The following is a 26,454-nucleotide window of genomic DNA, read 5'->3' on the forward strand; positions in this document are numbered from 1 at the left end:
TTCCTGTGCGATCACATCGATCCCACGCGGAACCGGCGCATCGAACGAAACAGGGCCCGCACTCTCGCCGAGAGTGCGGGCCCTGTCTGGCAGATGAGCTGAAGGCTACTTGGCCCAGACCGTGGTGCCCGGTGCCGCGTTCAGCGTGTTGATCAAGTCGATTCCGGCAACGACGAGCGTGGGTCCGCCGGCGATGATCGTGCCGACGACGCCACCGATGCCTGCACCGGTCACCACAGCAGGGATGACAGCGGGGCCGCCGATGATGCCGACGAGTCCCAGGCCAGCTCCGACGATGGTGCCGGTGAGTCCGCCGATCGCGGTCGCGATACCGAGCTGCGACGAGAAGTTCTGCTGCGCCCTGAGGTTCTCCTCGGGCGAGGCGACGGTCGTTGCGCCGATGCTGCGCGAGTTGGCCGATGCCTTCGTGAAGTCGAGGTTCGGAACCAGGCGCAGGGTCTTGCCGTTGTCGTCGACGTTCTGCTCGTACGGGAAGTTGAGTCCGCCGAGGTTGAACGACAGCGGGAGCGTCACGAGGGTGTTGTCGGCGGCGTCGAGGACGTCGACCGTCTTGCCGTCGTCGGCGACCTTGAAGGCACCTGCGTCGATGGTGGTGACGATGGTGCGATCTTCGAGATCGACGGTGTAGTTGGTGTCACCGGGGGCCGTCTCATCGACGGGCTGGGCATACGCGGTTCCGCTGGCCAGGCCCATCGCGACTGCAACGAGGGCCGATGTGACGACCAGTTTGCTGAGTTTCATGTGGAGTTCAGTTCCGTTTCTGTGCATTGAATGCTTGGCAGTACCGCTAGGCAACCGTCAAACGCAAAGTCACCCCGATGACGCTTTTGCGACTTTTGGTGCGCCCGAATTGTAGCGTACGAATCGGACCGGTCGTTGTCCTTTTGAGACCGGTCCGCCACCTGTCAGTTACCCACTGTCACAAACATTTTGGATATTCGCAGCACAGCGGCCCGAGTCACGTCATGCTGGGATCGGAGATGTCGATCATTCGACCGATCGAGGAAGACCGGGCCCGTGATCCCACCGGCCTCGGCCGTACCTCAGGTGACAATCCCGCCGCGTTCACAGAGCAGGTAAGGACTGCCTTCCCGACAGCACCTCGACGGCCTACGCATACGGTGATCTGCGAGACAACCTACTGACGAGTTCAGCCCACCCGTCGGACGGCCTCATTTCCGCACCCACCAGCATCGCTTCGACCGGCGATGCTAAGTTACCCATCAGTACGGTGAAACTGCTACTGGCGAGTAACATAGCCCGTCAGCCGACTCGACGGGCTGAACCCGCGGTAGCCCCCAGCTGCCACCTGAACGAAAGGCCGCGACATGAACGCCCTGACGATCACGTTGGGCACAGTCGGTGCTCTGCTCAGCCTCGTGTGTTGGTACGTCTTCATTCGCGGGGGCCTGCGGATGTTCAACATCGTGCGACTCGGCCAGCCGGCACCCGACCGCTGGCGACCGATAGTGCCTCGCTTCAAGCAGATGCTCGTCGAGTTCCTGGCCCACACCAAGATGGTCAAGTTCCGCACCGTCGGCTGGGCGCACTGGCTCGTCATGATCGGCTTCATGCTCGGTTTCATCGTCTGGTTCGAGGCCTACGGTCAGACGTTCAACCCCGAGTTCCACTGGCCCATCGTCGGCAACACCGCGGCCTACCACCTGATCGACGAGCTCCTCGGACTCGGCACCGTCATCGGCATCACCACGCTGATCATCATCCGTCAGCTCAACCACCCGCGTAAGCCCGAGCGCCAATCCCGCTTCGCCGGCTCCGGATTCAAGGCCGCCTACTTCGTCGAGGCCGTTGTGCTCATCGAGGGTCTGGGCATGGTGTTCGTCAAGGCGGGCAAGATCGCGACGTACGGACACGCGAACCCGTACACCGACTTCTTCACGATGCGCCTGGCCGAACTGCTGCCGGCCAACTCGAACATGGTCTCGATCTTCGCGCTGATCAAACTGATGTCCGGCATGATCTGGCTCTACATCGTCGGTTCGCGCATCAACTGGGGCGTCGCGTGGCACCGCTTCACCGCGTTCCCCAACATCTACTTCAAGCGCATGGACGACGGCACCGTCGCCCTCGGCCCGGCCAAGCCGATGATGTCCGGCGGCAAGGTCCTCGAGATGGAAGAGGCCGACCCCGACGTCGACGCGTTCGGCGCAGGAAAGATCGAGGACTTCAGCTGGAAGGGCTGGCTCGACTTCACCACCTGCACCGAGTGTGGCCGCTGCCAGTCGCAGTGCCCCGCGTGGAACACCGGCAAGCCCCTCTCCCCCAAGCTGCTGATCATGTCGCTGCGCGACCACAGCCACGCCAAGGCCCCGTATCTGCTGGCCGGCGGCAAGAAGGACATGGCAGGTGACGAGGTCGGACTCGTCGACTCCGAGGGCAACGTCGATCAGGCCAAGCTCGACGCCATCCCGCAGGCCGCCCGCGACGAAGCCGACCGCAAGCTCGTCGCCGACGCCATCGAGGGCGGCATCATCGATCCCGAGGTGCTGTGGAGCTGCACCACCTGTGGTGCCTGCGTCGAGCAGTGCCCGGTGGACATCGAGCACGTCGACCACATCATCGACATGCGCCGCTACCAGGTGCTCATCGAATCGGAGTTCCCGTCCGAGCTCGCAGGACTGTTCAAGAACCTCGAGAACAAGGGCAACCCCTGGGGCCAGAACTCGAAGGACCGCCTCAACTGGATCAACGAGATGGACTTCGACATCCCGGTCTTCGGCCAGGACGCCGATTCGTTCCAGGACTACGAGTACCTCTTCTGGGTCGGCTGTGCCGGTGCCTACGAGGACCGCGCGAAGAAGACCACCAAGGCCGTGGCCGAGTTGCTCGCCACTGCAGGCGTGAAGTTCATGGTGCTGGGTGCGGACGAGACCTGCACCGGCGACTCCGCTCGCCGCGCGGGCAACGAGTTCCTGTTCCAGCAGCTCGCGATGCAGAACATCGAGACGCTGAACAACGTGTTCGACGGCGTCGAGCAGAGCAAGCGCAAGATCGTCGTCACCTGCGCCCACTGCTTCAACGCGCTCGGCAACGAGTACCCGCAGGTCGGCGGTGACTACGAGGTGGTCCACCACACGCAGCTGCTCAACCGCCTCGTGCGACAGAAGAAGTTGATCCCGGTGGCCTCGGTCAGCCAGGACATCACGTACCACGACCCGTGCTACCTCGGCCGTCACAACAAGGTGTACGACGCCCCGCGTGAGCTCATGGCCGCATCGGGCTCCAACCTCAAGGAGATGCCGCGCCACGGTGAGCGGTCCATGTGCTGTGGTGCCGGTGGTGCACGCATGTGGATGGAAGAGAACATCGGCAAGCGCATCAACATCGACCGGGTCGACGAGGCACTGGCTACCAACCCGAAGAAGATCGCCACGGGTTGCCCGTTCTGCCGCGTGATGCTCACCGACGGTGTGACCGCACGTCAGGAAGGCGGCGCACACGAGGGCGTCGAGGTCGTCGACGTCGCGCAGCTGATGCTCGAGTCGATCACCCGCGTCGAGTCCTCGGTACTGGGCGAGAACATCAAGGTCATTCCTCGCGAGCGCACTCCCGAGGAGAAACTGGCGACCGAGAACGCTGCCGAGGTCGAAGAAGCCGAGCGCATCGCACCCGTCGAGGAGCCCGCCGAGGCGAAGTCCGCTCCGGCAGCTCCGGCTCCGAAGGCCGGCGGCGGTCTGAAGATGAAGGGTCTGGCAAAGGCTCCGGGAGCGAAGGCACCCGGTTCCGCTGCACCGGCCGACAGTGCCGACGCAGAGCCCGCCGCCAAGCCCAAGGGTCTCGGCATGGCCGGGGGCAAGGCACCCGGCGGCAAGGGTCTGCAGATGAAGGGCAAGGCACCCGGCGCGAAGGCGGCTGCACCTGCACCTGCCGATACTCCCGCGTCGACCGAAGCACCTGCCACCGCAGAGGCCTCGGAGTCGACTCCCTCGGTCAAGCCCAAGGGTCTGGCTGTGAAGTCCGGATTCAAGAAGCCGGGAGCCAAGGCACCGGGTAAGCCTGCTGCCGAGGCCACTACGGCGTCGGCACCTGCCCAGGAAACACCTGACGCACCTGCGGAATCTGCTTCTGCTGCAACCGAATCCAAGCCGACCGTCCAGCCCAAGGGCCTGGCCGTGAAGTCCGGATTCAAGAAGCCGGGAGCCAAGGCACCGGGTAAGCCTGCTGCCGAAGCGCCGGTCTCCGAAGCACCTGCGGCAGAGGCTCCCAAGGCCGAGGCGCCCACTGCTGAGGCACCGGTTGCCGAGGCCACGGCGTCGGAGGCACCCGCCACCGAGGCTGCAGCAGAATCCAAGCCGACCGTCCAGCCCAAGGGCCTGGCCGTGAAGTCCGGATTCAAGAAGCCAGGTGCGCGTACGCCGGGTGCAGCGTCCGCACCGGCAGCGACCCCAGCCGAGCCGGAGAAAGCAGAGCCCGAGAAGGCCGAGCCGACTCCGGAAGCCGAGACATCGGTCGCTGACGCACCGGCAGCCGAGGCACCGGAGACAGAGGCGCCGAAGGCAGAAGCGTCGGACACTGCGGGCGAATCGGACGGTCGCACGCCACCCAAGCCGAAGGCCGGTGGACTCGGATTCGCTCCGGGTGCCAAGGTTCCGGGTCGCCGGAAGTAACCTCACACCCTTTTTACCGACTGCGCGCCCCCGCTCACTTCAGAGCAGGGGCGCGCAGTCGTCAGTAGGGGTGTGAGGTCCACTCCCACGAGTTATCCACAGGCACCGAGTTATCCACAATCGGCCGCGTGGGGGTTGTCGAGATCGGCTGCGCCCGAGAGCATTTCTCCATGACCCGCATCGTCTCGCGATCCGACGCACTCGCCCGCGGAATTTCCGACGCGGAGTTGCAGCGCTACTGCCGAACGCGAGCGTGGCGGCGACTCCGTCCCGGACGGTTCGTCAGCAGAGAGGAGTTCGATGCCCTGTCGAGAGAAGACAAGCATCGAGTCGTCGCCGAGGCCGTCTTCGACGCGACCACCGCCCCGGATGCCGTTGTCAGCCATGTGAGCGCCGCAGTATTCCATGGTCTCGACGTATGGAATGCGGACCTCGGCCGAGTTCACATCACGCGCAACCGCGCCCGTGGCGGCGGTCGTGGCAGCGCCGTTCGAGCAGTACACACCTCGCCGTACACCGACGAAGAAGTCGTGGACTTCGACGGAGTGCGCGTCACAGGTCTGGCGCGCACTGTTGCCGATTGCGCTCGCACACTCCCGTTCGAGACGGCTGTCTGTATCGCCGACCTCGCTGCGAGAACACGCGGACTCACCGCCGAAGATGTTGTCGCAGCACTGGATTCATGTCCGAATCATCCGGGCAATCGGATGGCGCGTCGAGTCGCAGAATTCATGGACGGTCGGTCCGAGAGCGTCGGCGAATCACGCGCCCGAGTATTGCTGCACCATCTGGGCTACACCCCGCAGCTGCAGGTGACGATCACAGATTCCCGCGGAGTCGTCGGACGGGTGGATTTCGACCTCCCCGACATCGCGACTGTTCTCGAATTCGACGGCAAGGTGAAGTACGGACGCTACGTGCCCGAGCGAAAGTCGGCGGCCGATGTGTTGTGGGAAGAGAAGCGTCGCGAGGATCGCATTCGCGCAACCGGCCGTCAGGTGGTGCGAATCGCCTGGTCGGATTTCGATCGCCCCGAGCTCGTTGATCGGATGATCCGCGATGCCACCCACAGAGCGGGACCACGCAACCGAGCGACCTTTCTATCGACCGCGCGCCCCTCGTCGCGCCCGAATACAGACGCGCACCCTGCAGAAGCGGTGTGAGGCTCCCCCGGACCACCCCCGCGACGTGGACGAATCGGGCACCGTGAGTATGGTCGGAAACGCACGGCGTACCCGAGAAGTAGGAGCAGGCATGACCGACGACGCGGACAAGCTCTGGCGACGCTACGACGAGTGGTGGTCGGCGTTGACCCCGGACGACCGAGCGCACGTCGAGACGTGTTGCGAGTCCGGCCGCACCGATGAGCGCCTCTGTTCACTCATCCTCGAGAACGACGGCCCGTCGAAGGCAGCGTTCGAGGCAGGCAGCAAGCTGTCCGAGGGCAACAGCAAGTACTGCGCCATCCCCAGCGCGCTGCTCGAGTTCCTGGAAGCGAAGCGCGCGCACCCACCTCTCAGCTAGGGGGACGCCACAGCTGCAGCTCGGGGATTCCCGGCGGCGTGAAGCCCATGACCTGGCCGTAGAAGGACAGTTCGGATTCCCGTGCGTTCACCTGTGTTTCCAGTTTGCGGAATCCGTGTGACTCGCCCGCGTATGCCAGGTAGGCGTGCGGTATTCCTTTCTCCACCATGGCGTCTCGAAACCGCTCGGCCTGGGACGGCGGCACGATCGGATCGTCGAGCCCCTGCAGCAACAGCACCGGGCAGGACAGTCCGTCGACGTTGTTGACCGGCGCGCGGGTGCGGTACAGGTCGATTGCCTCGGGCAACGGTCCGATCAGCCCGTCGATGTAGCGCGACTCGAAATCGTGGGTCTCGGCGACGAACAACTCCAGTTCTGCGACACCGAAGTACGATGCGCCGCAAGCGAACACGTCGGAGGATGTCAGCGCAGCCAACACCGTCCAGCCACCTGCGGAGCCACCCTCGATGGCCAACCGGCGTGGGTCGGCGAGTCCGCTGTCGGCCAGCCCCTGCACCGCGGCGATGGTGTCTTCGACGTCGACCACTCCCCACTGCCCACGCAGTCGGTTGCGGTATTCGCGGCCGTATCCGCTCGACCCGCCGTAGTTCACATCGACGACGCCGATGCCGCGGCTGGTGAAGTAGGCGAACAACGGGTTCAGAGCAGGTGCCACGTGCGCCGTCGGGCCGCCGTGGACGAAGGCCACGTACGGCGGGAGTTCGCCGTCCAACCCCTCGTAATCGGGGTTGCGCGGCGCGTAGGTGATGGCGTGCACCTCGCGGTTCGGCCCCTGGAACGTCACCTGACGTCCCTCGGGCAGATATGCGCTGTCCGGTACGGACTCGAAACCCGAACGTACCGAGGTCAGTTCGCCGGATTTCAGATCGAGGGCGAACAATCCACCTGCCACCTGGGCTCCGCCACCCTTGAGGAGCACGGTCGACCCGGAGCGCCCACCGAGTCCCACCGAGGTCACACCGTCGAGCGCGATGTCCTCCAGCGCGCCGGACGCAGGATCGAGTACCGCGAGGGTGTCGGTGCCGACGGTGCGCACGGTGAGCAGCTTTCCGTCGTCGAGCAGCGAGTACCAACTCGATCCCAGCCGCCACAGCGGAGCCCCGAAGTCGGCGTCGAGCGTCAGCAGCGGGGTGACCGAACCGTCGAGCGAGACCGAATACAGGTTCCACCAACCACTTCGGTCACCGATCGCATACAGCGATCCGTCGTCGATCCATTCCGGCTGCATCACCGATTCCTCGGTCGAACCCAGCAGCACCGTCCAGGACGAAGGATCGGCCAGCGAAGCCACGCGCAGTTCCGTTCCGTCCCAGGGCATCTGAGGGTGGTTCCATGCGATCCAAGCGATGTGGGTGCCGTCGGGTGACAGTCTCGGGAACGCCAGGAAATCCGAGCCCGCCACCAGCGACCGCACCCCGCCGCCGCCGAGATCGATGGCCACGATGTCTCGTGACACCGCGCCTGCGTCGTGCATCTCGCGGACTGCGATCACGTCGGCGCCGACCACCGAGAGATCGGCGTACCGCATGCTCGACGCCACAGCCGGTTTCGGAGTCAGCGGGACGGGTGCGCCGCCGGGGGTGAGTCGGTAGACGCGTTGATCGGAGAACTCGGCGAACACCAGGTCGCCGTCTGCCGTCGCAGTCCAGGCTCCCCCGCCGTATTCGTGGACGCGGGTGCGGGCGTTGAACGGTGCGGGCAGAACGGGCTGCACTTCTCCGCCGACGTGGCGGCAGACGGCCGTTCGGCCCTGTTCGGCCGGCCGCAGTTCCGACCACCAGATCTCGCTGCCGACGAAGCACCCACCCTCGACGGGGTGGCCCGCCGAGGACAGATCGGCTGCGGTGATGGGCGAGGGCCAGGATCCGAATGCGAGGGCAGTCACGCCGTCCACCCTAGTGAACTGACGTGCACGTAACGCGTTGTTCACCGGCCCTTCAACCGTGACCCGGATGATGGGAGACAAGTAGCACTAGGGGGACACCATGCGCCGGACCACTACCCAATCGGTGGACCACGAGATTCTGACATTCGGCCGAACCTGGCGTGGGTACGGCGGTGGCAGCGACGAGGACATCTACGTGGCATTCGGCGTCGACGCGCGTACATACTTCGAGCGACTGGGTCGCATCCTCGATTCGCCGATCGCCGAGGAGCTGACGCCGGACGAGCGGGCCGCGATTGCCGAGATCTGCCGAACGAGACTCGCCTGAGCCACCGCTACACCGGCGTCAACAGCTCCGGGCTGTTGTTCTTCACACTGTTCACCGCGGTGCTGACCTCGTAGGGCTCGAGCCGTGGTTCGGGGATCGCGGCCAGCAGGTCTCGAACGTCTCCGAGGTGCGTCACCGCGGGGTCGAGCCAGCTCGCGCGCAGATCCGGTGGGAGTACGACGGGCGAGCGATCGTGAATGTGCCCGAGCGCATCGGCTGCAGGCGAGGTGAGCACGGTGACCGACCAGACCCAACGCGCCTCGTCGTCCTCGGCCTTGGTTGGGTCTCGCCACAGTTCGTACAGGCCGGCCATCGCGAGCACGCCCTCTTCGTGCAGGAAGTAGGGCACCTTCGCGCCGTCGCGTTTCTCCCACTCGTAGTACCCGTCGGCGGGGACGATGCATCGTCGCCGACTTGCCGCCTTCTTGAACGACGGCTTCTCGGTGATGGTCTCGGACCTGGCGTTGATCAGCCGGGAACCGATCTTCGCGTCCTTCGCCCACGACGGGATCAGGCCCCAACGCACCGACCGCAGTTGTCGCACGGCGTCGGCCTCGGGTTCGTCCTTCGGTGCTCGTTCGAGCACCGTCCGCACCGTCTGGGTGGGGGCCACGTTGTAGGACGGCGGCACCTCCGCACCGACGGTCTCGGCGATGTCGAACACCGCCTGCAGGTCACTGTCACTCCGGGTACTGGCATACCGTCCGCACATGGAACGAGATTGTTCCACTCGCCACCGACAACGCGCTCGAACAAACCCCGCGCGAAACGACTCCGCGAAACAACCTCGTGGAAACCGATACCGCCCACCTGGCACGATGTGACGGGTGACCACTCCGCAGATCCACTCCCAGCCGCGTTACCGCACGTTGCAGCAGTCCACCAAGCTGCAGAACGTGCTGTACGAGATCCGCGGACCGGTACACGCCCATGCCGCGCGCCTCGAGGCAGAGGGGCACCGCATCCTCAAGCTCAACATCGGCAATCCGGCACCGTTCGGATTCGAGGCTCCCGACGTGATCGTTCGGGACATGATCGCGGCGCTGCCGGTGGCCCAGGGGTACTCGGAGTCCAAGGGCATCCTGTCGGCTCGGCGGGCCATCGTGACGCGCTACGAGCTCGAACCCGGCTTCCCGGAGCTCGACGTCGACGACATCTACCTCGGCAACGGAGTGTCCGAGCTCATCACGATGACGATGCAGGCGTTGCTCGACGACGGTGACGAGGTGTTGATCCCGGCCCCTGACTACCCGTTGTGGACGGCGATGACGACGCTGTCCGGTGGCAAGGCCGTGCACTACCTGTGCGACGAGGAGAACGGGTGGAATCCGGATCTGGCCGACATCGAGTCCAAGATCACCCCGAAGACCGTCGCACTGCTGGTGATCAACCCCAACAACCCGACGGGCGCGGTGTACTCGAAGGAGGTGCTGCAGGGCATCGTCGATCTGGCGCGCAAGCACCAGCTGCTGTTGCTCGCGGACGAGATCTACGACCGGATTCTCTACGACGACGCAGAGCACACCTCGCTGGCGAGCCTGGCTCCCGACCTGCTCTGCCTGACGTACAACGGACTGTCCAAGGCGTATCGAGTGGCCGGTTACCGCGCCGGATGGCTCGCGATCACCGGACCGAAGGCGCACGCCGCAGGCTTCATCGAGGGTATCGACCTTCTCGCGTCGACGCGGCTGTGCCCCAATGTGCCTGCGCAACATGCCATTCAGGTCGCACTCGGCGGATATCAGAGCATCGAGGATCTGATCCTGCCCGGCGGTCGTCTGCTCGAGCAGCGCGACGTCGCGTGGGAGAAGCTCAACGCGATTCACGGCGTCTCGTGCGTCAAGCCGCGCGGTGCGCTCTACGCGTTCCCACGACTCGATCCCGAAGTCCACGAGATCTACGACGACGAGAAGCTCGTCCAGGATCTGCTGTTGCAGGAGAAAATTCTGGTGGTTCAGGGAACCGGCTTCAACTGGCCCGGCCACGATCACCTGCGCATCGTCACGCTGCCGTGGGCCCGAGACCTGGCCGTGGCGATCGAGAGGTTCGGTAACTTCCTCGCGTCGTACAAGCAATGAGACGCGAAGTTACCGCAAAGTAGTTGAAAGTGATGCACAAAACATCGGGGTGCTCACGCCTGAACGGCGAATGATCTGTACATTGGCGGACGGCACTTCGGTGCCCGCGAGCCCTGGTCGTACCCCTCCCCCCCGGGTCGGTCAGGTGGTGGCGGGGGACGCCCCCCCTGCTCCCCGCCACCGAGCTCCTCGCATCGGGCAACGGCCCGGCCCCGTACTAGCCTGGCACCGTGGAATCAACCGGCAGTACTCCCGACGGCAGTAGGCCGAGCCTCGGATCTCATGTGGGTCACGGTCATGGACACGGCCACAGCGACGCACCGGTGCCGTTGGGACCGGTGGCAGCCAAGGTCGTCGTCGGACTGTTGGTCGCCATTGCCATTGCGGTGATCGGCGGTGCCATCGCTCTGTGGCCCAGCCAGCAGAACGTCGATATCCCGCTGCCGTTCCAGACCTCCGGCGGAGGCGCAGTGTCCACCGAGGCAGGCACCATCACCTCGCAGAGCATAGGAACCTGCGGCAGCCCCGACGCCGGTCGAGCGTTCACCGGCAACCCGACACCCGCCGTCAACGACTCGTACGAATGCCAACGCAGCATCGTCGACATCACCACCGGCGAGGACGCAGGCAAACGGACGGTACTCGAGATCGCGCCGGGCCCCGGACAACCGACTCTGAGCGCAGGCGACGACATCCGGCTGGTCCTCCAGACCGATCCGTCCGGTGGAGTCCGCTACTCCTTCAACGACTACTCCCGCGGCCTGCCGCTGGCGTTGATCGTCGGTGTGTTCGCCGTGGTCATCTGCATCGTCGCCCGCTGGCGGGGGTTCCGCGCGCTGGTCGGTCTGCTGATCGCGTTCGCCGTGCTGGTGGTGTTCATGCTGCCCGCACTGCTCGATGGTGCACCCGCCATTCCGGTCGCCCTCGTCGCCGGCGCGGTGATCCTCTACGCCGTGCTGTATCTGGCGCACGGGGTGAATCTGCGCACCAGCTCGGCACTACTGGGCACTCTGACCTCGATGGCGGTGGCGGCAGTGCTGTCCTATGTCGCCATCCGCATGACCCACCTGACCGGGTTGTCCGAGGAACAGAACACCGCCGTCCAGACGTACATCGGCAACGTCAGCGTCACCGGTCTGTTGTTGGCCGGCTTCATCATCGGCTCGCTCGGCGTACTCAACGACGTGACGATCACCCAGGCGTCGGCGGCCTTCGAGCTCGCCTCGGTCGACCCGACGGCATCGAGACGCGAGATCTTCACCGCCACGATGCGGGTGGGGCGCGATCACATCGCCAGCACCGTCTACACCCTCGTGCTCGCCTACGCCGGTGGTGCGCTCCCACTGCTGTTGCTCTTCAGCGTCGCCGACCGGTCCATCCAGGACGTGCTCACCGGCGATTCGGTGGCCATCGAGATCGTCCGCTCCGCGGTGGGCGGCGTGGCGCTGGCGTTGTCGGTTCCGCTGACCACGGCGATCGCGGTGCTACTGGCGCGCCCCATCACCGTGACCGGAACCTCGAACCGCGCCGAGCGCCGGGCCGCGGTACCCACCCGCAAGACCCGGGGCTCCGGCCGCCACAGTGCGTAGAGCGCCTACGCCGCTCGTCAGGCGAAGGCAGCGGCGACGGTCTCCGAGAGCAACGCACCGTTGTGCGTGCTCAGCCCGGCTTTGAGACCCGAGTCCGCCTCGCAGGCAGCTTCCCAACCCTTGTCGGCGAGTGCGACGACGTACGGCAGGGTGGCATTGGTGAGTGCGTAGGTGGAGGTGCGCGGTACGGCACCGGGCATGTTGGCCACACAGTAGAACACCGACTCGTGCACCTTGTAGGTGGGATCGGCATGGGTGGTGGCGTGCGAATCCTCGAAGCAGCCGCCTTGATCGATGGCGATGTCGACCAGAACCGAACCCGGCTTCATGCGCTGAACCAGGCTGTTGGACACGAGTTTCGGTGCCTTGGCTCCGGGCACCAGCACTGCGCCGATGACGAGATCTGCTGAGAGAACGGCCTGTTCGAGTTCGTACGCATTCGACACCAGAGTCTTGACGGCACCGCGGTACTGATCGTCGATGGCGCGCAGCGCCTTCACGTCGAGATCGAGCACGGTGACGTCGGCGTGCATGCCGAAAGCGATTGCGGTGGCGTTCTTTCCGGAGACACCGGCTCCGATCACCACGACGTTGGCGGGTCGCACTCCGGGAACTCCGCCCATCAGAACTCCGCGGCCGCCTTCACTGGACATCAAGTGGTAGGCGCCGGCCTGCGGGGCGAGGCGTCCGGCAACTTCACTCATCGGCGCGAGCAGCGGCAGCGAACCGTCCGGCGCAGTGACGGTTTCGTAGGCGATGGCGGTGGTACCCGACTCCAGGAGCGCATCGGTGCATGCCTTGGACGCCGCGAGATGCAGGTAGGTGAAGAGCACCTGCCCCTTGCGCAGGCGTGAATACTCTTCGGCGATAGGTTCTTTGACCTTCAACAGCAGCTCGGCCGATTCCCAGACCTCGGCGGCATCGGTGAGGATCTGCGCACCGGCGGCCTTGTAGTCGGTATCGGTGAACGACGAACCGGCTCCCGCTTCGGTTTCGATGATCACTTCGTGTCCTCGCGAGACCAGTTCGTGCACGCCCGCCGGGGTGATGGCCACCCGGTATTCGTGGTTCTTGATCTCGCGTGGAATTCCGATCTTCATGGCGGCCTCCTCGGTGGTGGGTGACGTGAAGCCGTGGCTCCATCCGTGTAGGCCAACTATGAATTATCTACGAAATACCTGCAACGGATGTGAACAAAATTCTGTACGATCGCCAAATGGCGAGCAATAGTTCATTCGAGACGGGCGGAGCGGGTACTCAGCCGAACGATGTTCGGTCGATTCCACTGGACCGGATCGACCACATCCTGCTCGACGAGCTCCGTCGCGACGCTCGCACACCCAACAACGCACTCGCCGCTGCGGCCGGTATTGCACCGTCGACCGCACTGGCGCGGGTTCGCGGGCTCGTCGAGCGCGGCGTCATCCGCGGCTTTCACGCCGAGATCGATCCCGAGGCACTCGGGCAGGGCATCCAGGCCATGATCTCGGTTCGGCTGCAAGCAGATGCTCGACGACGCATCAGCGAATTCGGATCGAAGATCGCCTCACGGAAGGAGACGCTGAACATCTACTTCATTGCCGGTGCCGACGACTTCCTGGTGCACGTGGCAACCGTCGACACCGCCACGCTCCGCGATTTCGTCGTCGAGAATCTCAGTGCCGACCCTGCCGTCGCCGCAACCGAGACGATCCTGATCTTCGAACACATCCGACCGCGAAACACACACGCGGACAAGTGAATTCGATCAGGGTGCAGCAGGAGCGACCGGTGGGAACACCGGCAACGTGAAGTCCGGGAAACCCGGGATCAGAGGAGGAGGCTGCTGCGTCGTCGGAGGAACGCTCTCGACGGGCGGCGGAGCAGGCTCGGCCGTCGTCGTGGTCGGCTCCGGCGTCCACGGCTCCTGGTAGACCTCGGTCTCCGGCGGCACCGTGGTCGGTTCGACGGAAGTGGTCGGTGCCGGCGCGGGCGGCGGCAGGACAGGAGCGGGTGTCACCGACGTGGGCGGTGCCGTGGTGGTGACAGCAGGAGCTTGGGTCTGACTGCGACTGACCGAGGTGTCGACCACCTGCGGTGTGTTCTGCTGGGTGAGCATGAACGCCGAGACGCCCACCACCAGCGCGAGACCGAGCGCGAGAACACCTCCGGTGCGGAGCTTGCGCCGAGCCCGGGTGCGATCGTCCTCACCGTCGTCGTCGTCGTAATCGGCGTCGAGCCAGTAGACGTTCTTCAGCTGGAACGGAACCGGCTTGCCGTCGTCTTCTGCCTCGGTCCGGGCAGCAGAGCCCTCGGCAGACGGATCCCCCGTGTTCGCGCTCACCGCAACGACCTCCCCGTCGACCCGCGCCCCCTGCACGTGGTCGTCGAGAACATCTTCCACTACCGGTGACGTGTCCGGGACCGAATCGACTGCAACGGATTCGGCGGAGTCGGTGAATCTGGAGGATGCGAACCCTGCCGCCGTACCGGCGGGCTCGACCGGCATCTCGGAAACCGTGTCCCGAGAATGCGAGCCCTCGGTGAGCGGTGCCTCGACCTGCGCCGCCGCGATCCAGGGCCGGGCGGGGACAGGACGCGCTGCCGTGGGAGCCGGAACCGGTCGGACCGGCGCGGGTAGCGGAGGCGGCACCGGAGCCGCCACCGGCTCCGAGTGCACCCGCGATGCGGGTTCGGCTGCGATCGACGCTGTGGACTCCACCGGCCGACCGGCGTCCGGTACGCGTCGCGTCACGGTGCGTGTGCGCGAATGCGGCCGAGCGGCCAGTGCCGCTCCACGTGCCGCGACGGTCTCGGGCTCGGTCGGCACGATCGACGGCAGTTCGAGCAGCGGTCCGACGCGTTTCTGCACGATCGGCATGCGGGCACCGCCGCCGATCAGGACGACGGCGTCGATGGGAACGTTGGCCCCGATCATCACCTCGCGCGCGAACTCGACGGCCTCGTCGAGCAGGTCGGTGATCAGCAGCTCGAAGTTCTCACGCGAGAGCAGGATCATGCCGCTCGCATCCGGCAGGCACACGGCGTCCTGAGTGGACAGGCGTTCCTTGGCGATTCGGCAGCGCTTCTCGAACAGCGCCATGTCGGGGTCGGTCGACTGCTTGCCGAGGCGTTGGAGCTGGTTGTTGCGCACGTAGGCGTCGAACAGATCCCCGCTGTACTCACCGGATCGCTGCGAGGCGATGACGGTGCGCTGCACCAGGTCCACGACGCTGACGGTCAGTCCGGAACTTCCGAGGTCGAACAGGGCGACGGAGCTGCAGTTGCGCGCTTCGCCCGTTGCTGCCAGGTATTCGACGACAGCTTCCACCTCGTGGACCAGGTGGTAGTTGTGCAGGTGCGCCCCGGCGAGAGCAGCATGCAGCGCGTCGGCCTGGCGGGGGTCGCGGTACGCGACGCCGGTGGAGAGTTCGGGCTCGGTTTCGGCTGCAGCACCGATCGATTCGGCGGCCAGATGCGGAAGGTCTCCGCCGACGCTGTCGATGAGTTCGTTGCGGAAGAACAGAGGCCGGTCGATGTCGGTGACCAGGCCGGAAGGGTCGGCGACGGGTGCCCCGAACTGCTCGGCTCGGGGCTGCGCCGTGCGCACGGCCCGGGTCCCCATGGACACCCCAAGCAGCACAGTCACGGTCTTCGGCCTCACTTCGATCGGCAGTTGTCTTCGGACGCGAAACAGCTCGTCCAGAGCGCCAGGCTACCGCTTCGGCCGAATCGGCGGGGCGCGCGCCCCGGAGGCGGGCGCACCCGGACGTGACGAAACCCGTCTCGCTCCCCATAGGGCCGGCACGAACCGAACCCGCGGTCTATTCCGGCAGCTCCGCATCGACAGCCGGTAGGTACAACTCGCCGTCGTAGGTGAACACCCGCTCGTACAGGTCCGCGTCGGACAGTCGAGCCGGCCCCAGGACGGGCAACTCGGCGGGACCGGGAGCGGCCCCGTCGGCCGGACCGGCGGCGGCGGAGAGCTGCGCGGCGAACGTGGAATCCACGGGAACCTGCTGCTCGATCAGAGGAGTGGGCGGCGGCGTGTTTCCCCTGGTGAACACCAGTCCCACCACCGCAACGATCAACAGGCTCACGGCGACGAGCACGGACGCATCACGCACCGACCAGGTGCGTGAGCCGCGGCGAACCGGCTCGGCGACGACACCGGGCTCGGGTACCGAGGGTTCGAGAACCGCGGGTTCGAGAACCGCGGGTTCGAGTACCTCGGGCTGCAGGAGTGCAGGTTCGTCGAGGTCGACGGCTGCCGGGTCCGTATCGAAGGTGGTCGACGGGATCGTCAGATCCTCGGTCGCGAGCTGGTCGACGGTCAGGCCGTCGACCATCCACTCCTCGACGGTGTCGAGGCCGGTCGTCTCCGGTGCATCGAGTGTGTCGGGTGCATCGAGCGTGTCGGGTGCGGTGAGCACCTCGGGCGCATCGAGCAGTTCCGACGCATCGTCCGGGACAGTGATGGTTCCCACATCGGCGTCGAGGGGGGCTTCGACGGGTCTTTCGTCGAGTGCCGCCCCCTTGGCGACGGCCATCGCAGGCGCGTCGGGCACATGGACGGGGACGTTCCACTTGTCTTCGATGATGGTGCGCACCGCGGGAATGCCTGCACCGCCGCCGATCAGCAGTACTGCGTCGGGGGCCTGCTTGGAGGCCCAGTCCAATGCATCTGAGACGAGCGGGGTGATCTCTCGCTCGAATTCTTTACGGCTGAGCAACATCGGACCGCGGTTGGGTGCCCGGACGCCAACCGACGAGCTGACCAGCTCTTTGAGCTCGCGGAAGAAGGCCTGGTACTCCTGATCGCCCTCGGGTCCGACCGGAGCAGGGAGGATGCCCTTGGCCATCACGATGCCTCGAACCACTTCGTCGAAGCGGTCGCCACTGATGTCGACGGTGCGTGCGGTCCACTCGACGTACTCGCCCGCGACATCGAGTGCGGTTGCCGAGAGCCCCTTCTTGCCCAGGTCGACGACCAGCACGTAGTCCTTGTCGGCCAGTTCCGGAACGGTCCGGGCGTAGGCGAGCAGGGCGCGGGACTCCTCGACCATTCGGGCTTTCGGAACGGTGCCGTCGCCGAGGGTCTCCAGCAGCGCCGTCACCGCTGCGGTGTCCCATCCGGCCAGCACGATGTCTTCGAACGGCCCGAGGTCGACGAGCTTGCCGGGCAGCAGGTCGTGGGCACCCTCGGCATCGATGGAGTCCTCGACGCGGCGGCCGTCGGCGATGTACGCGATGCGCACGGCACCGGTACCCACTGACACCCCGCAGACTCCACCCATCGACCAGACAGTCCTTCACAAATTGTGTTTCGACGCCCGATCCGGCGCCCGTACGAGCCCCCGCTCCACTCGAAGTGTACGGCGGTCAAGAAGCCCGATGCGGGCATCCCGGTAACGCTACTAAACAATCTACGATATTGTTTGGAGGGGTCTGGGGAGACTTTGGGTCGAAAAGGCGCACAGCCAGCCGACCCTGAGTCGACGACGAGGCCGTCCGGTCTCGTGGTTAACGCGATCGGTGGAGGTTTCGATGCAGACGCTCAATGCTCACGACGTGGTTCGAGTGCGAACCGTGCTGGAGAAATTCGGAAAGCTTCCGGTTCCCGTGGAGGGCATCGACGAGGCCGCCGATCTCTACGACAGCGGTCTCACCTCGCACGCCAGCGTCAACGTCATGATCGCGCTCGAGGACGAATTCGACGTCGAGTTCCCCGACACCATGCTGCAGAAGTCGACGTTCGGCAGCATCAGCGCGATCGCCGCGGCCATCGCCCAGCTGACGGACTGAGACCATGACCACCGTCTACGAGAGCTCGATCGACCAGTCGATCACCGACGTGCTGGCCGTACTGCGGACCTATGCCGACGAGGTCGACCGCGATGCCCGTTTTCCCACCGAATCGGTGGATGCGCTGCGCGACGCCGGCCTGCTCGGGGTCGGAATTCCGCGGGAGTTCGGCGGAGGCGGGGCAACACTGACCGACATCGCCCGGATCTCGCGCGCCCTCGGTGCCGAGTGTGCATCGACGGCGATGATCTTCGTGATGCATCAGTCGCAGGTGCTCAGCATCGTCCGCCACGGCAAGTCCGACGCCATGGCAGACCTGCAGCGTCGCATTGTGACCGATCGCATACTGGTGGCGTCGGCCACCACCGAGATCAACATCGGTGGCGACGTCCGTTCGAGCAGCTGTGCGGTGGAGTACGACGGAGAGCAGATCACGCTCAGCAAGAACGCACCGGTCATCTCGTACGGCGAGTACGCACAGATCGTGTTGGCGACGGCGCGGCGCAGCGTCGACAGCCCGCCGAGCGATCAGGTGCTCGTGGTGTGCGAGAAGCCCGACGTGACGCTCGTCAAGACCGGCACCTGGGACACCCTCGGCTTCCGTGGCACCTGCAGCCCCGGCTTCATGCTGGACGCACGCACCACGACGTCGAACATCCTGGGCGACAACTACGGCGATATCTCCGCTCAGACCATGCTTCCGGTTGCGCACGTGCTGTGGGGATCGGCGTGGCTCGGCATCGCCGACGCGGCTGTCACCAAGGCCCGCAAGTCGGTGCAGAAGGCCGCACGCAAGACTCCGGGAACGCCGCCGCCGAGCGCGCTTCGCCTCGCGGAGCTGATGGTGGTGCACGAGCAGTTGGTGGACACGGTGTTCGGTGCCGCAGCCAAGTTCGAGGCCGTCGCCGACAGTCCGGCCGAGCTCGGAGCCATCGGCTTCGCGCTCAAGATCAACAACGTCAAGGTCACCGCGTCGACGCTCGTCATCGACATCGTCGGCAAGGCACTCCAGATCTGCGGCATCTCCGGGTACCGACAGGACGGCGAGATGAGCATCGGCCGTCATCTTCGGGACGCGCACGGGTCCGCGATCATGGTCAGCAACGAACGCATCCTGGGGCACAACGCCCAGCTCTCCCTCGTCTACAAGGGAAAATAATGACCACCACACACTCCGCACCGGAGACAGACATCAGCGAACTCGACTCCGCCCGAGCGTCTTTTCGCGCCGAGCTGATCGACGCCGGCTTGCTGGTACCCAGCTCGATCCCCGGTTTGTACGGGCGCAGTGGCGAATTCGAGGACATCATCGAGTTCGTCGACGCCCGCGTCACCGAGGCCGGGGTCGCCGAGCACGGCCGTCAGGCCACGCGGTTCCGATTCGCTCCGGTCTTCCCCCGGGAAGCGTTCGAGCGCACCGACTACATTGCGTCTTTCCCCAACCTCACCGGTGCCATCAACACGTTCGAGGGCGACAACAAGGAACATGCAGCGTTGTTGGCGGAGAGGTCCGACGGAAAGGACTGGGATCACTTTCTGCATTCGGCGGGCACCATGCTGGTCTCGGCCGCCTGCCATCCGTCGTACTCGATGCTCACCGGCACGCTGCCCGAAGAGGGCACGCTGATGGACATCTACGGCTACTGCTTCCGGCACGAGCCCGCGGTGGATCCGGCTCGGATGCAGGCATTTCGGATGCACGAGTTCGTTCGGGTCGGCACCCCCGACGAGGCGGTCGCACACCGCGAACGCTGGGTACCGCGCGGCCTCCAGGTACTGGCAGATCTGGGACTGGAAGCCGAGGCGGTCATCGCCAACGACCCCTTCTTCGGTCGAGCCGGACGCATGCTCGCGGCGAACCAGCGCAACGAGAACCTCAAGACCGAGCTGGTCGTCAAGCTCTACGGAGATCTCGACGAGGGCACCGCGGTCGTCTCGTGCAACTGCCACCGTGATCACTTCGGGCACACCTTCGGCATCGAGACCGCCGACGGCGAACCCGCCCACAGCGCATGCGTCGGTTTCGGCATGGAACGCATCGCACTGGCGATGCTCCGCACCCACGGACTCGATCGGTCGGGCTGGCCTGCCGCACTGCGCAACTGACCGACACCGCTCCACCCGTGTACGTACACGAAGGACTCATCGAAGTGAACTTCTCCCGCACCGCGCCTCGGCGCATCGGCTCAGTTCCCGCCGAGTCCTCTTCGCGTACGGGGGGCGGCAAGTACCCGATGTGGTTCGGCCCGTCCGACTCACCGCTGTTCGGCACCGTCCACGTGCCGTCCGGCGGTCGGGCACGCGGCGGGGTCGTCCTGTGCCCGCCGCTCGGCAAGGAGCAGGTCGACTCGTATCGCGGCATGACCCTGCTGGCGCAGAAGCTCAGTGCGCAGGGACTTCTGGTGCTGCGGTTCGACTACCGCGGTACCGGCGATTCGTGGGGCGATCAGGATCAGCCCGGCGCGGTCGCACACTGGCAGCGGAGCATCGTCGAGGCCGTCGACTACGTTCGCGGTTGCGGGGTGACCGAGGTCGGCCTCGTCGGTCTGCGCGTCGGTGCCTTGTTGGCGTGTTCGGTCGCCGCCGAGTGCGGGCCGCTCACCGCGATGACGCTGTGGGATCCGGTCGTCAAGGGACGGTCGTATCTGCACGAGCAGCGCGCACTGTATTCGGTGAGCGTGACCACCGACTCCGACGCAGATCCCAGGGTGTCGATCATCGGCGCTGTGCTGCATCCGGATTCGGCCGCGGACTTCTCCGCGCTCGATGCCGCGAAGACGCAGACGGATGCGCCGGTGCTGGTCGCCACCCGCGCCGAGCGAGGCGATACCAAGCCGGTACGCAAGCTCGTCGAGGCTCTCTCGGCTCAGGAGCACACGCTGACCGCCCACGACGACTTTCTCGAGCCGAGCGATTTCGAGGTCATCATCCCGACGTCCGACATCGCGCACCTCGCGACGTGGACGGCGTCCAAGTTCCCGGCGGTACCCGCCGCCGAGCTCGAGGTGAAGCGTCGGTCGCGGTTCGTGGTCGACGGAATTCACGAGAACATCGAATACCTGGGCGACCAACAGCTTTTCGCGATTCGGTCCACCTCGGATCGATGCCGGGCCGGTGGACCGACCGTGGTGCTGTACCCCACCGCCAACGAGCACCGCGTCGGTCCGGTGCGCATGTGGGTGGAACTGGCCCGGCTCCTGCCTCGATTCGGGGTCTCCACGGTGCGTTTCGATCGACGCGGCACCGGTGAGAGCGGCAGCGTCTGCGACGGGGAGTTGACCCGGCTCTACAGCGACGAGGGCAACGAGGACGCTCTCACCGCCGTCCGACAGTCCGGCACCACCCCGGACAACGTCCTGGTGGCCGGAATGTGCTCCGGCTCCTGGTATTCCAGCTTCGCCGCCCGGGAACTGGGGGTTCGTTCCGCGGTATTGCTCAACACCCTCGACTGGACCACTCGTCGTCTCGAATTCGTCAAGCGCTCGTCGATGCACACCGAGGAAGCGGGACTGCGGGCTCGCGCACTCGATCGTCTGCATCACTGGGGTGTGGCGACCAAGAATGCACTGCAGCCGCGGATTCCGTATGCCCTGTGGATCTGGCTCGGGCGACGCGGACTGATCCAGGTTCCCGAGATCTCGCTGCGCATTCTCAGCGACCGTCAGGTGCAGACGCGAGTTCTGCTCTCCCCCAGCGACACCGCCTGGTTCGAGACCAACCGCGGCCCGGAGGGAATGCGCCGGCTCCAGCGCCGATCGTCCGTACCCACTGTCACCTCCTTCGAGTCCGGTGATCACTCGCTCTACGGTCGCGATCTGCGAGAGAACGTGCGCGCCGAACTTCTCGCGGCCACTGCTGCTGCCTTCGACATCGAGATCGCCGCACCGTCACCTCCCGTGCCGGTGGGGAAGGTTCGATTGTGAAGCACCGCGCTCCCAGGATCCTGCCACCCAAGCACGAACAGCTCGAACAGCTTCGGTGGTATCCGGTCGAACCGGCTCGGTTCGACCTGGGTCTGATGAACAGCCCGACGATGCCGGTGCAGACCGTGCCTCGGCACGATGCCGTGCACTCGGTCGACGTATCTCCGGTCGCCGAGGAGTCCACCTGGCACCCGGCACCCGAGACGGGGCCGGGATCGAAGGCGTCCGATCGCAACCTTGCGCTCAATTCGATGGCCCTGATGCTCTCGACGGCCATCACCGGCGCACTCGGCCTGCTGTTCTGGGCTGCGGCCGGCCGGCTCTATCCCGTGGCGGAGGTGGGCAGCGCGTCGGCGGTCATCACCTCCGCGGTGATGCTCTCGACGCTGTCCAATCTGAGCCTCGGTTCGATGTACGAGCGGTTCCTGCCGATCTCGGGCCGGTTGGCCAAGACGTTCATCGTGCGCGGCTACCTCACCGTCACCGCGTTCGCGTTCGTGCTCGGCGGCGGCTTCCTGCTGGTTGCGCCGGTGGACGAGATGTTCACCAACACCGCGGAGATCGTCTCGTTCCCGTTCTTCGTCGCCGTGCTCGCGGTGTTCGCGCTGCAGGATCAGACGTCGTCCGGCCTGGGCGTCGCGCGCTGGGCGGCTGCCAAGAACGTCTTCCACGCCGTCTTCAAGTTCGTCATGCTGTTGGCGCTCTTCGCAACCGAGCGCAGTACCTCGATCATTTCTGCCTGGGCGGTCCCCGCGATCGTGGCGTCGATCTTCGTCCTGCGCGCGATCATGAAGAACGTCCGCACCGAACAGCGGTACGCCGGCAAGCCGGATCTGCCGCCCCGGCGTGAGATGTGGGCCTACTTCGGCTCGGCGTACGGCATCACCGCGCTGGGATCGCTCGCTCCGCTGCTGGTGCCGATGATCGTCGTCGCCACCCTCGGCGCCGAGCAGAACGCCTACTTCTCGCTCACCTGGTCGATCGTCAGCGCTCTGTACATTCTGATCAGCGTGTTGATCGGACCGTACGTGGCCGAGGTCGCCGCCCACCCCGAACAGTTCCACCGCCTGACCAAGCGGTTCATGACCCTGGTGTGCATCGTTGCGGTGGGTGGGTCGATCTTCCTGGCCTTCTTCGCACCGTTCGGTCTGGGGTTGATCGGCCAGGGCTACCGCGACCAGGGCACCATCATCGTGCAACTGGCCGCGCTGACCATCCCGCTCTCGGTCGTCGGTTCCCTCTACGACGGTTTGGCGCGGGTCCGTCGACGCATGCGATTGGCCGTGATCGTGCAGGTCGTGGCCACCTCGATCATCATCAGCGGATCGATCGGCCTGTCGTCGTCGATGGGCATCGCGGCCGTCGGCTGGGCGTACCTCGCCGCAGAGGCGTTCGGTGCCGTCGTGCTGATCGTGCCGCTCGTGCGCTGGATCCGCGAGCTGTCCGCAGGCAGCTCCGGCGAGTCCGGTGACGACCAGGGCCCGTCGGGCTCCCCCGGACCCCGCGGGCCGATCGACGACAGCGACGCCCGTGCACCTCGATCGCGTCATCGAGAGCCTCGCCACGGCGAGCCCCGACACGCCGAACCTCGACACCGTGAACCGCCTCGCCGCGAGCCGCAGGACGGTCCGCCGCCCCTCGACGAATCGTCACCGCGTCGTATCCCTGTCCACGCCCAGCACAGGACGGCACCATGACTCAGACATATCGCGCCAGTTCGTTGGACATGCTGCGGTCCGATTCGCGCATCGTGACCGTGCTGGGACCCGCCGACTTCGGCGATCTTGCACGAGTGCAGAGCCGGGTACTGGCCCTGGCCTCGATCGGTCCTGCGACGCGGCTGGGTCTGCGCGCCGACCAATCTTCGGCGGGCTGGGTCTACGAGCCGGAGCGGGTACTCGAGCACATCGCCGAGGGACCCGCCGTCGGTCACGAGCAGTTGGCCAAGGAACTCACCGTGTTCTCGCACGCGTCCGTGCCCGAAATTCCTCTTCGACTTCGTTTGGCGGGTCGCTACCTGTTCCTCGATCTCAATCACGGTCTCGGCGACGCTCTGTTGCCGGTCGATCTGTTCGCGTACCTGGCCGACGCGCGCCCCGACGCACCGCTTCCGACGTGGGCAGACAGTGCCGTCGACGGCCATCCACTTCGAAAAGCACTGCTGCGGTGGGTCGTTCGAAATCCCAGGAACGTCGTCGACACGCTCTACGACCGCGTACGTCCCGGCTCGAAGCGCGAATCCACGGTCATGGCCGCCGCACCCGACACCGCATCGCCGACGGCTTTTCGGCCGTGGGCACCGTCCGCTGCGGTGGCCACCGTGGTGACGCCGTCGGGTACCACCGATGCGATCCGGCAGTGGCGAGAATCCCACCTGCCCGGCGCGAGTGTCAGCGCGGTGATGTGCGCGGCCGTGGCCGCGGCGTTCGCGCGCACATCGTTCTCGCTCGATCGTTCCGCAGCTTTTCTCTTCGACTGCCGCCGCTACCTTCCGCAGTCGGCGGTCGTGCTCGGTAACTTCGCTGCCGGGATCCGGTTCTCGGACATCGATCCCACCTCGGCCGGGGAGGTGCACGGGGCACTGTCCGGTGCGATCGCCAAGGGCCGTCCGATCGCTTCCGCGACGATCAGCACCATCAAGTACAAGCGCGAACACAAGGCCGTCTCCGGGGTGTTCGGCGACCGCGTCCCGGTGGATCCGAAGGTCCAGCTCATGTACTCCGATCTCGGTAGAGTCAGGCAGTTGGAGCAGATCTCCTGGGTTGCCGAGCCCGCCGACCGCGCCTTCTTCGTGATCGCCGATCCGGGCCAACCGGAGTCGGTGATGATCACGATGGAGACCATCGATTCGGTCGTGTTCGTCTCGGCGTCGTTCCACGACAATGTTTTCGACAGCCACACCGTGCAATCCGCACTCGATCTCGTAGCAGCGAACCCCCTCGCATTGCTGGCCCCTCAGGAGAAGACTGCATGACCACCGAAGCGAAGCGCCCCACGAAACCCGAAGCGAACCGGCCATCGTCGAGCACGCAGGCACCGGTGCGATCGGGCTTCGTCGCCCACGTCGCTCGTTGGGCAGGGTTGTCGGTGGTGCAGTTCGTCCTCGTCGAGTACATCGTCTCGGCCACGTGGCGCGGGCTCTACAGCTACCGGAACAACTACATCAGCGAACTCGGAATCCCGTTCTGCGGTCCCACCGGCAACTGGCCGTGCAGCCAGCTCTACGTCCTGCTCAACGCCTCGATGGTGCTGTTCGGTGTGGCGATCGCGGCAGTGGGCGCATCCTGGTACATCGTCCGCCGGATCGACGGTAGAGCCGCGTCGTTCTTCCTCGTCGCAGGCGTGGGTGCCATCACCGCAGGCGTCGTCAACCAGGGCGTGAACTACCCGATCCATTCGTTCGGTGCCACCGCGTTCTTCGTCTTCGGAAACTTCGGCCTCGTCATCGCCGGCGGGCATCGGAGTCTGCGACGCAGCATTCGCACCGTCGTGACCGCACTCGGTGCCGTCGGTCTGGCCGGATACTTCGCCTACATGAGCGGTCACGAATTCGGCCTCGGCATCGGCACCATGGAACGCATCGCCACCTATGCCCTTCTCGTGGGCATAGTCGTGCTGTCGGTCTCGCAGTTCAACGCGACGCGAGTACCGAAGAACGTCGACGAGACCGCGTGAGTCGTCACGCCGCATCGAGCCGAGAGTCCGGAGCGGGGACCGTCGAGGTTTCGCGGCTACCCGGAACCGGGCTCATCGTCGAGCCTCCACGACGGCGCTGGCCGTCCGTTCTGGCGTTCCTCATCGTCCTGGGATTGGTTGTGACCGGCACCGTGTACGGGATGACGCACCGCTCCGATCCCGGCGGCACTGCGCAGGGCACGGTCGACGCCACCTCCACGTCGTCGGCGTCCAATACGTCGGCCACCAAGCCCGGATTCACCGTCTACGACGACTTCTCGGGGACCGCGGGCGATGCGGTGGCGGACGGCCGGTGGAGTCACGATGTCGGACAGACCGGTTGGGGCAACAACGAGAAGCAGGACTACACCGATTCGACCGAGAATTCGTCTCTCGACGGCGACGGCAACATGGTCATCAAGGCCATGCGCAACGGTGATGGGTACACCTCGGCCCGAGTGACCACCAAGGACAAGTTCGAGTTCACCTACGGCCGCATCGAAGCTCGGATCAAGATGCCCGCCGGAGCAGGCCTGCATCCGGCGTTCTGGATGCTCGGCACCGACCTGGACTCCGTCGGCTGGCCGCTCTCGGGCGAGATCGACGTCATGGAGACGCTGAACCAGGCCGATCAGTACCACACCGGAATCCATGCCCCCCAACCCGATTCGTTGACGAGTCAGAAGGTCGACGCGGGCGGAATCCCGCCGGAGCCGCTGTCCGAGAACTTCCACACCTACTGGGTCGAGCGTTCACCGGGTCGCGTGACCACCGGTATCGACGGCACCACCTTGGCCACCGTCACTCCGGACGACCTGATCGGCGGCGACGACTACTGGGTCTTCGACAAGCCGTTCTTCCTGCTGTTCAACGTCGCCGTCGCCGGCGACTGGCCCGGTCCAACCGACAACTCCACGCCGTTCCCGGCGACCATGACGGTCGACTGGGTGCGGTATCGCGCCGACTGAGACTCCGCTCCACCTGCCCGTACGTGTCAC

The 26,454-nt window shown here is 65.7% G+C and carries 21 protein-coding genes; 15 read left to right on the forward strand and 6 right to left on the reverse strand.

Going from position 1 to position 26,454, the window contains the following annotated elements:
• Positions 1-105: 105 nt before the first annotated feature.
• Positions 106-762, reverse strand: a complete 657-nt coding sequence (locus tag CH295_RS05460; protein WP_094739992.1) for a DUF8020 domain-containing protein — start codon at positions 760-762, stop codon at positions 106-108.
• A gap of 587 nt (positions 763-1,349) precedes the next feature.
• On the opposite strand from CH295_RS05460, the gene CH295_RS05465 reads away from it, so the two are divergent.
• The 3 genes from CH295_RS05465 (at position 1,350) to CH295_RS05475 (ending at position 6,173) form a co-directional block, all read left to right on the forward strand.
• A complete protein-coding gene (locus CH295_RS05465; protein ID WP_094739993.1) occupies positions 1,350-4,649 on the forward strand; it encodes a heterodisulfide reductase-related iron-sulfur binding cluster in 3,300 nt (1,099 codons plus the stop codon).
• Positions 4,650-4,777: 128 nt separating this feature from the next.
• On the forward strand, positions 4,778-5,812 hold the full coding sequence (locus CH295_RS05470; protein ID WP_252341916.1) for a type IV toxin-antitoxin system AbiEi family antitoxin domain-containing protein: 1,035 nt from the start codon (positions 4,778-4,780) through the stop codon (positions 5,810-5,812).
• A gap of 91 nt (positions 5,813-5,903) precedes the next feature.
• On the forward strand, positions 5,904-6,173 hold the full coding sequence (locus tag CH295_RS05475; RefSeq protein WP_037194043.1) for a hypothetical protein: 270 nt from the start codon (positions 5,904-5,906) through the stop codon (positions 6,171-6,173).
• On the opposite strand, the gene CH295_RS05480 is transcribed toward CH295_RS05475, so the two are convergent.
• Positions 6,166-8,079, reverse strand: coding sequence for a prolyl oligopeptidase family serine peptidase (locus tag CH295_RS05480; RefSeq protein ID WP_094740282.1), 1,914 nt, complete (start codon positions 8,077-8,079; stop codon positions 6,166-6,168). The two genes, CH295_RS05475 and CH295_RS05480, sit on opposite strands and share 8 nt — an antisense overlap.
• Positions 8,080-8,179: 100 nt before the next feature.
• Here CH295_RS05480 and CH295_RS05485 point away from each other — a divergent pair, with 100 nt between their 5' ends.
• Complete coding sequence (locus CH295_RS05485; protein WP_094739994.1) at positions 8,180-8,407, forward strand: DUF3263 domain-containing protein; 228 nt, start codon at positions 8,180-8,182, stop codon at positions 8,405-8,407.
• Between the two features lie 7 nt (positions 8,408-8,414).
• Here CH295_RS05485 and CH295_RS05490 read toward each other — a convergent pair whose 3' ends face one another.
• Positions 8,415-9,119, reverse strand: coding sequence for an SOS response-associated peptidase (locus CH295_RS05490; protein WP_094740283.1), 705 nt, complete (start codon positions 9,117-9,119; stop codon positions 8,415-8,417).
• Between the two features lie 115 nt (positions 9,120-9,234).
• Between CH295_RS05490 and CH295_RS05495 the strand changes: the two genes are divergently transcribed.
• Positions 9,235-10,485: a pyridoxal phosphate-dependent aminotransferase gene (locus CH295_RS05495; protein WP_094632827.1), complete on the forward strand. Its 1,251-nt coding sequence runs from the start codon at positions 9,235-9,237 to the stop codon at positions 10,483-10,485.
• Between the two features lie 230 nt (positions 10,486-10,715).
• The gene (locus tag CH295_RS05500; protein ID WP_052047959.1) at positions 10,716-12,074 is read left to right on the forward strand and encodes a YibE/F family protein; all 1,359 of its coding nucleotides are present in this window, start codon (positions 10,716-10,718) and stop codon (positions 12,072-12,074) included.
• A gap of 17 nt (positions 12,075-12,091) precedes the next feature.
• Here the strand turns inward: CH295_RS05500 and ald are convergent, their stop codons facing one another.
• The gene (ald, locus tag CH295_RS05505; RefSeq protein WP_094739995.1) at positions 12,092-13,174 is read right to left on the reverse strand and encodes an alanine dehydrogenase; all 1,083 of its coding nucleotides are present in this window, start codon (positions 13,172-13,174) and stop codon (positions 12,092-12,094) included.
• Between the two features lie 116 nt (positions 13,175-13,290).
• Here ald and CH295_RS05510 point away from each other — a divergent pair, with 116 nt between their 5' ends.
• Complete coding sequence (locus tag CH295_RS05510; RefSeq protein WP_170945762.1) at positions 13,291-13,815, forward strand: Lrp/AsnC family transcriptional regulator; 525 nt, start codon at positions 13,291-13,293, stop codon at positions 13,813-13,815.
• 6 nt (positions 13,816-13,821) lie between these two features.
• Here the strand turns inward: CH295_RS05510 and CH295_RS05515 are convergent, their stop codons facing one another.
• On the reverse strand, positions 13,822-15,702 hold the full coding sequence (locus tag CH295_RS05515) for an Hsp70 family protein (RefSeq protein ID WP_094739997.1): 1,881 nt from the start codon (positions 15,700-15,702) through the stop codon (positions 13,822-13,824).
• Positions 15,703-15,877: 175 nt separating this feature from the next.
• On the reverse strand, positions 15,878-17,332 hold the full coding sequence (locus CH295_RS05520) for a DUF7159 family protein (RefSeq protein WP_141216959.1): 1,455 nt from the start codon (positions 17,330-17,332) through the stop codon (positions 15,878-15,880).
• Positions 17,333-17,600: 268 nt separating this feature from the next.
• Between CH295_RS05520 and CH295_RS05525 the strand changes: the two genes are divergently transcribed.
• Genes CH295_RS05525 through CH295_RS05560 form a run of 8 tightly spaced genes read left to right on the forward strand, consistent with a single transcriptional unit; the run spans position 17,601 to position 26,424 of the window.
• Positions 17,601-17,858: an acyl carrier protein gene (locus tag CH295_RS05525; protein ID WP_037194242.1), complete on the forward strand. Its 258-nt coding sequence runs from the start codon at positions 17,601-17,603 to the stop codon at positions 17,856-17,858.
• Positions 17,859-17,862: 4 nt separating this feature from the next.
• Positions 17,863-19,017: an acyl-CoA dehydrogenase family protein gene (locus CH295_RS05530; RefSeq protein WP_037194029.1), complete on the forward strand. Its 1,155-nt coding sequence runs from the start codon at positions 17,863-17,865 to the stop codon at positions 19,015-19,017.
• A complete protein-coding gene (locus tag CH295_RS05535; RefSeq protein ID WP_037194027.1) occupies positions 19,017-19,964 on the forward strand; it encodes an amino acid--[acyl-carrier-protein] ligase in 948 nt (315 codons plus the stop codon). Before CH295_RS05530 ends, CH295_RS05535 begins: the two co-directional genes overlap by 1 nt.
• Positions 19,965-19,981: 17 nt before the next feature.
• Complete coding sequence (locus CH295_RS05540; protein WP_252341917.1) at positions 19,982-21,781, forward strand: alpha/beta fold hydrolase; 1,800 nt, start codon at positions 19,982-19,984, stop codon at positions 21,779-21,781.
• Positions 21,778-23,478, forward strand: coding sequence for a lipopolysaccharide biosynthesis protein (locus CH295_RS05545; RefSeq protein ID WP_212556143.1), 1,701 nt, complete (start codon positions 21,778-21,780; stop codon positions 23,476-23,478). The genes CH295_RS05540 and CH295_RS05545 overlap by 4 nt, the downstream gene beginning before the upstream one ends.
• Positions 23,475-24,755: a hypothetical protein gene (locus CH295_RS05550; protein ID WP_094739999.1), complete on the forward strand. Its 1,281-nt coding sequence runs from the start codon at positions 23,475-23,477 to the stop codon at positions 24,753-24,755. The genes CH295_RS05545 and CH295_RS05550 overlap by 4 nt, the downstream gene beginning before the upstream one ends.
• Positions 24,752-25,456: a DUF998 domain-containing protein gene (locus tag CH295_RS05555; RefSeq protein WP_052047957.1), complete on the forward strand. Its 705-nt coding sequence runs from the start codon at positions 24,752-24,754 to the stop codon at positions 25,454-25,456. The genes CH295_RS05550 and CH295_RS05555 overlap by 4 nt, the downstream gene beginning before the upstream one ends.
• On the forward strand, positions 25,453-26,424 hold the full coding sequence (locus tag CH295_RS05560; RefSeq protein WP_252341918.1) for a glycoside hydrolase family 16 protein: 972 nt from the start codon (positions 25,453-25,455) through the stop codon (positions 26,422-26,424). The genes CH295_RS05555 and CH295_RS05560 overlap by 4 nt, the downstream gene beginning before the upstream one ends.
• Positions 26,425-26,454: the final 30 nt, after the last annotated feature.

The organism is Rhodococcus sp. 14-2483-1-2 (assembly GCF_002259405.1).
Taxonomy (GTDB): Bacteria; Actinomycetota; Actinomycetes; order Mycobacteriales; family Mycobacteriaceae; genus Rhodococcoides.

Excerpts from the sequence above, each read along its gene's own strand:
- CH295_RS05460 (WP_094739992.1), bottom strand. The coding sequence starts at position 762 with ATGAAACTCAGCAAACTGGTCGTCACATCGGCCCTCGTTGCAGTCGCG.
- CH295_RS05465 (WP_094739993.1), top strand. The coding sequence starts at position 1,350 with ATGAACGCCCTGACGATCACGTTGGGCACAGTCGGTGCTCTGCTCAGC.
- CH295_RS05475 (WP_037194043.1), top strand. The coding sequence starts at position 5,904 with ATGACCGACGACGCGGACAAGCTCTGGCGACGCTACGACGAGTGGTGG.
- CH295_RS05485 (WP_094739994.1), top strand. The coding sequence starts at position 8,180 with ATGCGCCGGACCACTACCCAATCGGTGGACCACGAGATTCTGACATTC.
- CH295_RS05490 (WP_094740283.1), bottom strand. The coding sequence starts at position 9,119 with ATGTGCGGACGGTATGCCAGTACCCGGAGTGACAGTGACCTGCAGGCG.
- ald (WP_094739995.1), bottom strand. The coding sequence starts at position 13,174 with ATGAAGATCGGAATTCCACGCGAGATCAAGAACCACGAATACCGGGTG.
- CH295_RS05510 (WP_170945762.1), top strand. The coding sequence starts at position 13,291 with ATGGCGAGCAATAGTTCATTCGAGACGGGCGGAGCGGGTACTCAGCCG.
- CH295_RS05525 (WP_037194242.1), top strand. The coding sequence starts at position 17,601 with ATGCAGACGCTCAATGCTCACGACGTGGTTCGAGTGCGAACCGTGCTG.
- CH295_RS05530 (WP_037194029.1), top strand. The coding sequence starts at position 17,863 with ATGACCACCGTCTACGAGAGCTCGATCGACCAGTCGATCACCGACGTG.
- CH295_RS05535 (WP_037194027.1), top strand. The coding sequence starts at position 19,017 with ATGACCACCACACACTCCGCACCGGAGACAGACATCAGCGAACTCGAC.
- CH295_RS05550 (WP_094739999.1), top strand. The coding sequence starts at position 23,475 with ATGACTCAGACATATCGCGCCAGTTCGTTGGACATGCTGCGGTCCGAT.
- CH295_RS05555 (WP_052047957.1), top strand. The coding sequence starts at position 24,752 with ATGACCACCGAAGCGAAGCGCCCCACGAAACCCGAAGCGAACCGGCCA.